The organism is Yersinia sp. LJYL362, assembly GCF_048323875.1.
Genome location: NZ_JBLWEX010000141.1, coordinates 1 through 11732, shown reverse-complemented (window position 1 = coordinate 11732; position 11732 = coordinate 1). Strand labels below are relative to the sequence as shown.

The following is an 11732-nucleotide window of genomic DNA, read 5'->3' as shown; positions in this document are numbered from 1 at the left end:
GCGCTGTGAACCGCGCCAGAAAATACGCTGGCAGCACACAGCATTGCCCAGCACAGAGGTATCGCCTGTTTACGTCGTGTCATGATTGCCGCCCCATTTAAAGTAGTGTGAAGTGTATTCAAGTAACGTGAATGTAATGACATAAGCATGAATTGTGCCAGCAAGCATCAAGGGAAAAAATAAGTGAAAGGAGTTGTCAGTAACAGGCTGTAGTTAAAGATCTATTTTTATTTAGCGCTGAATAACCAGCATGGGCAGGATAATGAAAGGGTAGGAAAGTGATTGACTCAGTGCAGGATAACGCACAGAAAAAGTGCAAATTTGCGCCTTTTCTGTGCAGGGTAAGTAAATCAAAAATGCATAAGTCTTGAATTCAGACACTCAATTATTAGCGGGAGGATCATCAACAGGATCGGGTTTAAGGTCAGCAGGACGAGGAGGCACAGGGCTGACCTGGTCGGTAGTATTCCTTTTGACATCATCCTTACCGAGTAAGTACCCGGCAATAGCACCAAACAAACCAAGAATTGGTGCTAATTGATTATTATCATATCCAGTCACACATAAATAGGCAGAGAAGGAAATGATTAAAACAATGGTGTACATCTTTAGAATATATCCGCCGCGTAATTTACACTTAATCAAAATATAAGTAATCAAAACAAGAATAAATGCAGTAAATACTAATATTCCTGTAGACAATGACATAACAAGTTCAGGAGTCCACAGCGCTTTAGTACTACCTGCTGCTTGGCCAGATATACCCGTGCTAAACGTTTTGTCCATTTCTTGCGAAGTTGAATTAAGAATATCAATCTTTGATAAATTAGCCATAGTCATGACCCCATATTAATTCTTCTGTTTTAACTCAATATTTTCTATTCTTTGATTAAGTTCATTAATGACACGAGTCTGAGCATCTATAGTTTTTTTCATGCTATCTAACCTGGTCAATATATTGACCTGAATATTATTATCGCCTGTATATAGAGGAGGGACTGGAACATGAATTAAAGTAGGTGCACTAAGAGGATCAGCAGATAACTCACAACCATTACATTTGACTATTCCGGAGACTATGCCAGAAGTTTTTATGGGTTCTTTTACATCAGGATTATCTTGCCCATATAGCAAAGGAGATGAAATAAGATACGTGGTGCCCAATAGTACGAATAGTGATTTACGCATATTCACTCCAATAACGTAGACATTAAATATCGGGATATTACATATTTAGCAATATCACCTAATTCATTTCCGTACTTTTCCCACCCATATCCATGTGAAATAGATATTATTAATAACTTATTTAAACCATACCAGTATCTTTGCTGCAAGTTTTATCAATTTCGCGGTTTTGTCGATAACAACTGCAACATCATTAATATTGTCTATAGCTTCATTAACAGTCTTGGTTATATTTTGGGATGTTTTTTTAATATCGGCCAGAATATCCATATCCCCCGAAGGTATTTTATCCAACTGAACGAGTGCGGTACTGAGTTGGTTGTTTTGTGAAACAAGTGTCCAATATTTTTCTGGATTGATGACGACATTTTTATTATCAACTGGCCATTTGGTGATCAGTAAATTATTCTTTCCCATTGCTAAAAGTAATGCATATTCTAACTCATCATGTTGGGACATGTTAGTTTCCTCAATCAGTTAGTCACTAATGAACCATTGAATTTTTTATATTGTTCAACATAAATCTTAATTTGTTCTATTAAAATCATCAGATTCTCTTTTGAAAAATCATTATCATTGACTTTATCCGTTAACTTCTGGTGTGCCTCCTTAATATTATCTAAGTTTTTTATCAATCCTCTTCTAAAGTTATGCTCACTCTCCTCACTCAGTGCATTTTGTTTTTTATCAAACTCGATATATTTATCTTTACGTTGCTCAAGCAAAGTATATTTTTTTATTTTATTAAAATCATTAACTTCATTTTCAAAAGCCAGTCTTCTTGCCATATATACCCGACCAATAACACCAGGAGTTGCCAGGTTATTGACCAGAAAATAATGAATATTTATTATCATCACATTGGCGTCATTGACGACTTGTTTTATTTTTATATTTCTATAGTAATCAACACTCGCTACTGCTGCAGTGTCAATTATGGAGGATATTGCAGCAATTTGCGCTGAATCGATCACTTCATTTTGACGTGCAAACGTTGTTTTCAAACTGCTATTGAATTGTGTGAGCGAAGTACTAAAGTTAGTTGATGCTTTATTAATGTCCTCCACACTCCCCGCTGCCGCTAACTTAACCAACAAAACTGAATATAACAAAAGAGCTTTATTTACAGCGGTAAGTTGCTCTGATTTTTCCGTAACTCCTTTCTGAGCGATTTCTGCCTCAGTAGGGATACTTAACTCAGGAATATATGGCCCCAAGCCATTGAGTTCTACATTTAAATCAGGATTAGCCTTTGCTATATGAGCAAATTGCATTTCCTTTATAGAATTTTTATATTCAGTAATTAATTGTTGGTTTATTTCTGCCGAAGAGTTAGTCACTATAGCAAAGTCTTTAATTGTTCTACTGGTTTGGCTTGCACAAGCCGTTATCAGAAGTGACAATATAACAATAAGTGTTTTCATTTAATCCCTCTGACCTGTAGATTATATAAATCAAACAAACCATGTCACGTATCAGATACGATTTAACGGAAGTGACATTAAAACTCTTTATGATTAGAGTTAAGTATATGGCTAAAAAATAGACAATATAAACAAAGCATAAAAATAAAAATTATCGATCTGATTTTGTATTAGAAAGTAGGTTTTAATCCTTATTAAAAAAGAAAAATATGAATTAACAGCGGGGAGGTTTCTACAATTCAGCATAAAATAGGAATGGAAAAATGAACATACTTTTTTAAGATCGTAAACTGATGATAGCACTCAATATAAATCAGTATTATTAGCACCGTGACAACATCGCGGCAGTGATTTAGTCGTGCAGGCTAACGCACAGAAAAAGTGCAAATTTGCGCCTTTTCTGTGCAGGGTAAAAATTAAATTTTGGCGGTTGCGAGGTACTTCTCCATCTCTTCAACCGGTACCATACCGCCGCCCGTCGCCCAGACCAGATGGGTCGCATGACGCATTTTCTCAGCGCTAAAATGATTCTGTTCTAAATAGCCCGAACTGCTGCTAACCCGCACCGGGCCTGGCATACCCGCTAATGCTGACGGCTCCAGTCGAATACTTTCATACTGATTGAGTAGACCAAGCAGGTCATACATTTCAGCATCACTTAAGGTATAGAAACCATCCAGTAAATGCTCCATAGCCCGACCCACAAAGCCGGATGCCCGCCCGACGGCCAAACCATCTGCGGCAGTAATGTTATCAATACCAATATCTTGCACAGAAATACCATCATGCAAACCAGTATAAACGCCCAATAACATGCACGGCGAATGAGTCGGCTCGGCAAAAATACAATGCACATGGTCACCGAAGGCCAGTTTCAATCCAAACGCCACCCCACCGGGGCCTCCGCCCACGCCACAAGGGAGATAAACAAATAACGGGTGATTTTCATCTACCACTATCTGCTGCTCGGCAAACTGTTGTTTCAGCCGCCCGCCCGCCACCGAATACCCCAAGAATAAGGTGGGTGAATTCTCATCATCAATAAAGAAGCAATTTGGATCAGATTCCGCCTGCTTGCGCCCCTGCGCTACTGCCACCCCATAGTCCTGAGCATACTCAACCACATTGACGCCATGTTCGCGCAGTTTGCGTTTTTTCCATTCACGGGCATCAGCCGACATATGCACACTGACACTGAACCCCAACTTGGCACTCATGATGCCAATCGACATCCCCAGATTGCCGGTCGACCCTACTGCAATGCGGTATTGGCTGAAGAACTGGCGAAAATCATCGGAAAACAACGTGCTGTAGTCATCGGTTTCCTGCAATAAACCGGCCTGTAGTGCCAGTTTTTCCGCATGAGTTAATACTTCATAAATACCGCCACGAGCTTTAATGGAGCCGGAAATCGGCAAGTGACTGTCTTTCTTTAACAATAAGCGGCCGGTTATCTCCACCCCATAGCGCTGTTGCAAGGCATTCTGCATAGCAGGGATTGCCACAATGTCAGACTCGATAATGCCCTTGGTCTTTTGTGTTTCAGGAAAAGCCTGGCACAAATAAGGGGCAAAACGTTGCAACCGAGCCTCGGCATCGGCGACATCTTGTTGCGATAATCCGACATAGGGAAGACCCTTTTCAAGGGTGGTCGCCTGCGGATTAAACCACGTCACCTCCTCCAGATTGATAAGATTTTTGACCAATGGATAGTCGGTAATTAATTTATCAATTTTAGTGCTATTCATAGAATGTCTCTTTTCGATCATATAATGTAAGAAAGCAGGAAAGTGGTCCCCAATGCAATCACCGACGCGATAAAGGTCGCGGTGGTGTAATATTTAAATGTCTCACTCAGCGTCGCACCGCAATATTGTTTTACCAACCAGAATAGCGAGTCAGTAACGATGGTGAAACCAATTGCGCCGGAGCCAATAGCCAGAGTAATAATCTCTGGGCTGACATTGGGATACATCGGTAATATTGGGGAAACAATGGCAGTTGCCCCCATCATCGCGACCGTCGCAGACCCCACCGCAGCATGTAGAATCAATGCGACTAACCATGCCAATAGAATGGGATGCATATCCAGGTTTGATAAAATTACTGCCAGTGAATCCGCCAACCCACTGGCTTTTAATATTCCGTTAAATGCCCCACCAGCACCGATGATTAACAGAATATTGGCAATAGAAGAAAAACTCTCTTCTGTTTTTGCCAACAAGGTACTCATGCCCATATTTTGCCGAATGCCTAATGTGTAATAGGCAACAAACGCCGCAATAAACATGGCAGTAATTGGGTTACCAATAAACTCTACTATTAAATAGAGCGTGGTGCCCTTTTCCATATTCAGCTCGGCGGCCGTTTTCGCCAGCATTAGAATAATCGGCAGCAATACAGTAAATAAAGTGGCACCCAAGGACGGTAATTCATCCTCATTACGCACTTGCACTTCGGAAAACGCTTGCGGTACCGCTTTAAACGGTAGACGTTTACCGACCATACGCAGGAACAACGGCCCACCAATTAATGACGCGGCCAGCCCAACAACCAATCCATAAACAATCACTGTACCAATGTCAGCCCCTAAAGCATTGGTGACATACATGGCTGCTGGATGTGGCGGCACCACGCAATGCACCGCCATCAACGCCGTACACAGCGGAATAGCCAACTTAAACAATGAGGTATTGGTTTTTTTGGCAATGGAAAATGCCAAAGGAATCAATAAGACAACACCCACTTCAACAAACAGGGTGATACCGCAAATTAGCCCGACTAACACCATAGTGACATCCGGTGATAGCCATCGACAGCGCTGCAAGGTGATACCGATGCGCTCAGCTGCACCGGATATTTCCATCATTTTCCCTAAGATGGTTCCCAGCCCAATGACTGCAGCCAGGAAGCCCAATGTCCCGCCAATCCCTCCTTCAATGGAGTTCACCATCTCCAGTGGATTCATGCCCATTAATAGCCCGACATAAAAACTGGCTAATAGCAGGGCGAGGAAAGGATGTATTTTCAGTTTTACAATGGTGAAAATGATAATAATGATGCTTGTTAATAACGTCCCCACTACCCATATTTGTGAGTCCATAGCCGACCTCTTCTAATAATAAATTATGCCTCCATTGAATAAGAATGAGTCGGTACTGACAAATGATAAAAAACGCCATTCAGATGAGCCAGATTGAACCAAAAATGCAATATATGTCAAAGTTCTGCCATTAACTCTGGTTTGAATGACATTAGATAATCTTAAATGCCTACTTTGTCGATCATTGCGGTATGCTATTTAGACAAAACAGATTGTCTTAGAGGCCGCTATGTACCCGGAAAAGAGCTATATCACCCGTAATAAGTTATTGAATGGCTATCAGCTATCTAAGCTCTATACGTTTGAAATTGCCGCGCGACATTGCTCGTTTGCGCTGGCCGCCGATGAGTTATCGATAAGCCCGAGTGCCGTCAGCCACCGGATTAATAGCCTTGAAGAGGAATTAGGTTTCAAGCTATTCCAGCGTTTTCACCGCAAAGTGGAACTGACCAGTGAGGGAGAAAGAGTATTTTGGGTACTAAAATCTTCTCTGGAATATCTGAATCAAGAAATCTTGGAAATAAAGAATCAGGAACTGTCTGGCACACTTACTGTTTATTCTCGCCCCTCCATTGCCCAATGCTGGTTGGTGCCCAAGCTGGCTGATTTCGCCCATCACTACCCTGCTATCAGTTTAAATATTCTGACCGGCAATGAGAATGTCAACTTCCAAGGTGGCGGCATTGACTTAGCTATTTATTTTGACGACAAAACTCCGGAAAAATTGTCCTATCAACACTTAATGGATGAATCAATGGTGCCCGTATGCAGCCCAGAATATGCAGAAAAACATCAGCTTTATGGCAATCTGAACAATCTGCGGCAATGTACCTTGCTGCATGACCGACAAGCCTGGAGTTATGATTCCGATAGCAGTGAATGGAATACCTGGAGTCAACAAGCTGGTTTTGAGATAGATCCCCTACAGCGCAGCATGGGTTTTGACCGCTCCGACTTGGCGATTATTGCTGCAATAAACCATGTCGGTGTCGCCATGGGGCGTAAGAAATTGGTGACTAAACGGCTGGAAAATCAAGAGCTAATTATGCCGTTCCCCGGCATGGAAGTGAGATGTGAGCAACGCTATTACATCTCGACACTGTCTGACCGGCAATGGCCAAAAATTAATGCCTTTGTTCGGTGGTTAAAAAAAATGGCAGAAGAGTCGTGATAATTGGGCGCGCCATAATAGACGCCCCCTAAGACATGATCACCTCTTGGGCCACTTTCTACGTCAAACCCCGTCAGTACTGACGACGGGCATTTACCCCCTATTTTTTATTTAACCCATTTCCACCATCAATAGACTAAGGCTATCTCAATGATAGGCGAAGCTGCCCCAGTAGCTTGATAAAGGTCAACCATCACTCAGCACCGCCCAGAGATAAACCCATTTAATAAATAGGGTTATTGACAGGATAAAAACCATAAATGTGAAAGCGACTGATCGCTTTCCACACAACAAAGGAGTGCTGCTGTGATAAGAAAATGGCTAATTGGCGGAGGTATATTAATAGTTGCAGGTTATCTGGGTGTCGCAGGTTATATCTACATGACAGATAACGCCCGCAGTGACGCATTAATCAGCGAGGAAAAACAATTAACCAATGAGTCGTCCCCCACGGTAAGTAATACCAAAATAACCAATCAACAGATAAATCATCTGCTTTATCAAAAGGGCTGCGATTATTGCCACACCAGCAGTGCCTCTCTACCGTTTTATGCCGCTATTCCGGGCGTGAAACAATTAATGGCTTACGATATTCAACAAGGTAGCCAATATTTCTCATTGGAACCGACCTTATTAGCTATTAAAGAAAATCGTGCCGTACCTGAAGCAGATTTAGCAAAAATTGAATCGGCTATTGCTCGCGAACAAATGCCACCACAACGTTTTGCCGTTTTACACTGGGCTTCAGGTATCAATGCTGAAGAAAGAAACCAAATTCTCGATTGGGTTAAATCACAACGAGCAGAATATTTCCCTTCAACCAGCAGCCGTGATCTGCAACATCTCACCTTACAACCGCTGCCGGATGCATTACCTGTCGACAGTAAAAAAGTGGCATTGGGTTCTCGCCTATTCCACGATCCACGGTTATCCAGTGATAACACCGTATCTTGCGCCAGCTGCCATCTGCTTACAAAAGGTGGAGTCGATAATCTGGAGACCTCAACCGGTGTTGATGGTCAAAAAGGCGGGATTAATGCACCGACAGTCTTCAACGCCGTATTCAATGTGAATCAATTCTGGGATGGCCGCGCGGTTGATTTACAACAACAAGCCGGTGGTCCGCCACTGAATCCGGTAGAAATGGCGTCAGCATCGTGGGATGACATCATTAGGAAACTGCAACAGGATGCCCAGTTAACACAGGAGTTTATTCAGGTTTATCCGCAGGGCTATTCCGAACACAATATTACTGACGCTATTGCTGAATTTGAGAAAACGCTGACCACGCCAAATAGTCCCTTTGATCGCTATTTAAAAGGTGATGCCGATGCCCTCACCGCCAGCCAGAAAAATGGCCTGGCATTATTCCAGAAAAATAAATGCGATACCTGCCATGTGGGTAAAAATATTGGCGGGCACTAGCCTGCCACCACAGGATATTAACGATATCGTCGCTTTCCTTGAAAGCCTGACCGGCGAATATATTCCACATCAATAACGAGAATTCATATCTCAATATCCGCAGTGCAGATTATCTGCGGATATTTTCTCTCCTTGTGTTTTGTCTATTTTTTCAGCATAAATATTCAAGACAATCGACTTCAGCCAGACTTAATTAATAAGTTTCAACTAAGAATATTCTTGTAACTTACTGGTAAAAATGAATTTATGTCAAAAGGCGTTGCTTAAAAATATAGCCTCACGTTATGCTCATTTACACATATAACAAAATGTAACAGAGCATTCTGTAGAGGAAGTTAGCATGGATCGTCGTACACTTTTAAAATCATCGGGTTTACTGCTGGGAGGATTAACGTTAGGTAGTGTTATTTCTGGTGCTCAGGCAAATAATTCTAAGACAGCCCCACGAATATTGATACCGAGTGAACAGCAGCCACTACTGCTCAATTTTAATGAAAACTCGCTGGGTATGTCACCAAAAGCGCATCAAGCTATTATTGACGCTCTGCCAACTGCATTTCGTTATCCCGATGCTGCTCGCGAACAATTAATAACTAATATTGCCGCAGAGTATCAACTTAAAACTGAAAATATCTCTCTGGGGAATGGTTCATCCGAAACTATCCAAGCTGTAATACAGGCGGTAATTCATCAAGCCGAACGTGATAATAAGCCCATTCAACTCGTGGTACCGGACCCAACCTTTAACTATGCAGAGTTGTATGCCAAACCTTTTGGCATCCCTATTGAGAAAGTGGTCCTAACCAAAGAAATGGCATTTGACCTACCCGCCATGCAAAAAAAAGTAGCCGACTTCAATGGGCGTTCAATTGTCTATCTGTGTAACCCAAATAATCCAACTGCGACCATCACTCCAGCAGACCTTATTACTGCATGGGTGAAAAATGCCACGCCAGAGACACTGTTTATTCTTGATGAAGCCTACGCTGAGTTTGTTAGCAATCCTGCATTCAGTAGCGCTATTTCACTGGTTCAGGCTGGTCACAGAAATGTGTTGGTGACACGAACATTCTCGAAAATATTCGCGTTAGCTGGCCTGAGGATTGGTTATGGCATTGCGCATCCAGAACTGATTTCGATGGTGGAAAACTTTGTCTCTCTGGATAACACCAATACCGCAGGAGCTGTTGCAGCATTAGCCTCGTTGCAGGATAAGCCTTTTGTACAATACAGTCGCCAGTCGACCGATCAAGCTCGGCGCATCGTGACTCAGGCACTTGATCAACTGAAATTGGCCTACCTACCCTCTGAGGCAAACTTTGTATTCCATCGTGTGACTGGGGATGTAAAAACTTATCAAAACCGCATGAAACAATATCACGTGTTTGTCGGACGTGAATTCCCTCCTGCCGTTGGCTGGAATCGCCTTACATTAGGAACACCAGAAGAGATGATCGCATTTGTTACTGTATTGAAAATGTTCCGCACCAAAGGTTGGGTATAGCGGATATTATCCAATGCCATCGGCTACCAAAGGGAAGGCATGATTGCCTTCCTGATTATCCGAATAGTAACTGTTAATTGCTGGCCTATATGGGCTGGCAATTATCTGTCTCTTCAATTTAATGGCCGTCCATGACCATTTTTATAACGGCATTACGCCGCCACCCGCCATCTAATACCAAAGTCTGCCCCGTCATATAACGGCTGTCATTACCTATCATAAAGGCGCTGACGCGAGCGACTTCTTGCGCATTCCCCATGCGGAGTAAGGGTATCTGTTTACGTAATCCTTTTAGAGCATCAGCAGGCATAGCGCGGGTCATGTCACTGTCGATAATGCCGGGAAGCAGGCAGTTAACGCGAAGATTAAAACGCCCCATTTCAAGCGCCAGCGAACGGCTCAGACCGATCAGCGCCGCTTTACTGGCACCATAGACACTCTGGCCGATATTGCCTTTAATCGCGGTCACCGAAGACATCAGCAATACAGCCCCCTCACCCTGCATCATCATTTGCGGCAAGACATGTTTATTCCAGTAGAAAACCGCATTCAGATTGGTATCGAGCACACTACGCCAGTTATCACCATTTTGCTGAATATGTAAGCTATCGCCAGTAATGCCTGCATTATGAATTACCGCGCCGGGTGGGCCGTATTTTTCCAGCAATTGCGGTGCCAGCGTATCAACATCGGCTTCATTGCGGCCATCACAGCGATAGCAGGTCACCTGACCGGGTAGCCCTGCACAGCTTTCAATGACATCGCGGCTCTGTTGTTCACCGTTGCGCCAGGTAAACCAACATCTCATTCCTTGGCCAGCTCTTCGACCAATGCGCGGCCAATACCACGGCTGCCCCCGGTAATTAACACCCATGTTACTGCGGTGGTGATTAATGGCCCCAAATCAGAACGAGCCGCAATAGCCGCACGTAATACCCAGCCATCATCAGGGTTACCGACAATCAGGGTCGGTTCGATGGCGTAGTACAGTGCACTGCGCACAAATACATTGGGATGATTGATGCGCAGTAAATTTGCACTGAAATGCACATCATGGTGAGTCTGGATAACCGGCACCGACTTGAAAACATCAATCAAGGTTTCAGCCTCAATCCCCGGTAGCACTTGTTTGGCCATTGCCAGTGTTTGCGGCGCAGCGACTAACAGTTTGAATAACAGAGCATCGAAAAAAAACCAACATTCAGCCGGTTGTGATGCATCGCCCAGGAATTGCTGACTGAACTGGAAAACGTCAGCCGCAGACAATGAAACCCATTCAGTGCCCGTTTGCACCAGTGCCGCGCACTGCGCAGTTTACCGGTAAAACAACTTTCACCGCTGCCAATATCCATCAGATTACCGCTCACCTGCCCTGCCGTTTCGCTCAGTTGCAGCTGATATGTTAAATATTGTGCTCTCAGCCTGTTGCACCTTGCTATTTATGATGGCGGGCTTTACAACTGGCCGAGTACTGACACTGAGTGAAAGAAGTGGTTTGGTTAACATGCAGCCATTAGACAACCTGGTAAATCCTTATATACAGTGGGAAAGATACCAATATATTCGACATATCAACCTGTTGCTGCAATTTAACCACAATCCCGATCCGGCATTACTGAGCCAGTTCAGAGTATGGGCTGAGCAATACATTCAATTGCACAATGATCCTAATGTTTATCAAAGCCTTATAATGATTACCCTGTATCAGAATGACCTGATACAAGCCAATCACCTGCGCCAGATAGCTCATGCACTGTTCCCCGAAAACCTTGCATTCAGGTAGAACCAATCCCATCCGTAGAGAGATAGCTGTATGGCCCCTTTGTTCTGGGGCTAATCTGCCTTGTTTGCGAGTCGTCTCGAGTTTTAGCTATGTCAGTTTTCGGGCTGCTGGGCTAGTATATCGGCTGGAAAAAG

The 11732-nt window shown here is 43.3% G+C and carries 9 protein-coding genes and 3 pseudogenes; 4 read left to right on the top strand and 8 right to left on the bottom strand.

The features are described 5' to 3' along the window. Positions 1-381: 381 nt before the first annotated feature. From ACNSO8_RS06585 to dsdX, 6 genes are all read right to left on the bottom strand, one after another. On the bottom strand, positions 382-834 hold the full coding sequence (locus ACNSO8_RS06585; protein WP_418394171.1) for a hypothetical protein: 453 nt from the start codon (positions 832-834) through the stop codon (positions 382-384). 15 nt (positions 835-849) lie between these two features. Beyond that, a complete protein-coding gene (locus tag ACNSO8_RS06580) occupies positions 850-1188 on the bottom strand; it encodes a hypothetical protein (RefSeq protein ID WP_418394170.1) in 339 nt (112 codons plus the stop codon). A gap of 117 nt (positions 1189-1305) precedes the next feature. Beyond that, on the bottom strand, positions 1306-1647 hold the full coding sequence (locus tag ACNSO8_RS06575) for a hypothetical protein (RefSeq protein ID WP_418394169.1): 342 nt from the start codon (positions 1645-1647) through the stop codon (positions 1306-1308). Positions 1648-1661: 14 nt separating this feature from the next. Then, positions 1662-2612: a hypothetical protein gene (locus ACNSO8_RS06570; RefSeq protein ID WP_418394168.1), complete on the bottom strand. Its 951-nt coding sequence runs from the start codon at positions 2610-2612 to the stop codon at positions 1662-1664. 416 nt (positions 2613-3028) lie between these two features. After that, positions 3029-4360: a D-serine ammonia-lyase gene (locus ACNSO8_RS06565; RefSeq protein WP_418394167.1), complete on the bottom strand. Its 1332-nt coding sequence runs from the start codon at positions 4358-4360 to the stop codon at positions 3029-3031. A gap of 17 nt (positions 4361-4377) precedes the next feature. Then, a complete protein-coding gene (gene dsdX, locus ACNSO8_RS06560) occupies positions 4378-5715 on the bottom strand; it encodes a D-serine transporter DsdX (protein ID WP_418394166.1) in 1338 nt (445 codons plus the stop codon). A 229-nt stretch (positions 5716-5944) separates the two neighbouring features. Here dsdX and dsdC point away from each other — a divergent pair, with 229 nt between their 5' ends. From dsdC to ACNSO8_RS06545, 3 genes are all read left to right on the top strand, one after another. Then, positions 5945-6886 (top strand): DNA-binding transcriptional regulator DsdC, encoded by a 942-nt coding sequence (gene dsdC, locus ACNSO8_RS06555; RefSeq protein ID WP_418394165.1) that lies wholly within the window; start codon positions 5945-5947, stop codon positions 6884-6886. Between the two features lie 306 nt (positions 6887-7192). Continuing rightward, a complete protein-coding gene (locus ACNSO8_RS06550; protein WP_418394164.1) occupies positions 7193-8311 on the top strand; it encodes a cytochrome c peroxidase in 1119 nt (372 codons plus the stop codon). A 340-nt stretch (positions 8312-8651) separates the two neighbouring features. Further along, a complete protein-coding gene (locus ACNSO8_RS06545; protein ID WP_418394163.1) occupies positions 8652-9815 on the top strand; it encodes a pyridoxal phosphate-dependent aminotransferase in 1164 nt (387 codons plus the stop codon). A gap of 118 nt (positions 9816-9933) precedes the next feature. Here ACNSO8_RS06545 and ACNSO8_RS06540 read toward each other — a convergent pair. Together ACNSO8_RS06540 and ACNSO8_RS06535 are read right to left on the bottom strand one after the other, a co-directional pair. Then, a pseudogene (locus ACNSO8_RS06540) lies at positions 9934-10685 on the bottom strand (SDR family NAD(P)-dependent oxidoreductase). Between the two features lie 3 nt (positions 10686-10688). Continuing rightward, positions 10689-11224 (bottom strand): annotated as a pseudogene (locus ACNSO8_RS06535) (hypothetical protein); the annotation flags it as partial. On the opposite strand from ACNSO8_RS06535, the pseudogene ACNSO8_RS06530 reads away from it, so the two are divergent. Continuing rightward, positions 11224-11598, top strand: a pseudogene (locus tag ACNSO8_RS06530) (hypothetical protein); the annotation flags it as partial. The pseudogenes ACNSO8_RS06535 and ACNSO8_RS06530 sit on opposite strands and share 1 nt — an antisense overlap. Positions 11599-11732 lie beyond the last annotated feature (134 nt).

Coding starts and splice junctions, on each gene's coding strand:
- ACNSO8_RS06585 (WP_418394171.1), bottom strand. CDS start 834: ATGGCTAATTTATCAAAGATTGATATTCTTAATTCAACTTCGCAAGAA.
- ACNSO8_RS06580 (WP_418394170.1), bottom strand. CDS start 1,188: ATGCGTAAATCACTATTCGTACTATTGGGCACCACGTATCTTATTTCA.
- ACNSO8_RS06575 (WP_418394169.1), bottom strand. CDS start 1,647: ATGTCCCAACATGATGAGTTAGAATATGCATTACTTTTAGCAATGGGA.
- ACNSO8_RS06570 (WP_418394168.1), bottom strand. CDS start 2,612: ATGAAAACACTTATTGTTATATTGTCACTTCTGATAACGGCTTGTGCA.
- ACNSO8_RS06565 (WP_418394167.1), bottom strand. CDS start 4,360: ATGAATAGCACTAAAATTGATAAATTAATTACCGACTATCCATTGGTC.
- dsdX (WP_418394166.1), bottom strand. CDS start 5,715: ATGGACTCACAAATATGGGTAGTGGGGACGTTATTAACAAGCATCATT.
- dsdC (WP_418394165.1), top strand. CDS start 5,945: ATGTACCCGGAAAAGAGCTATATCACCCGTAATAAGTTATTGAATGGC.
- ACNSO8_RS06545 (WP_418394163.1), top strand. CDS start 8,652: ATGGATCGTCGTACACTTTTAAAATCATCGGGTTTACTGCTGGGAGGA.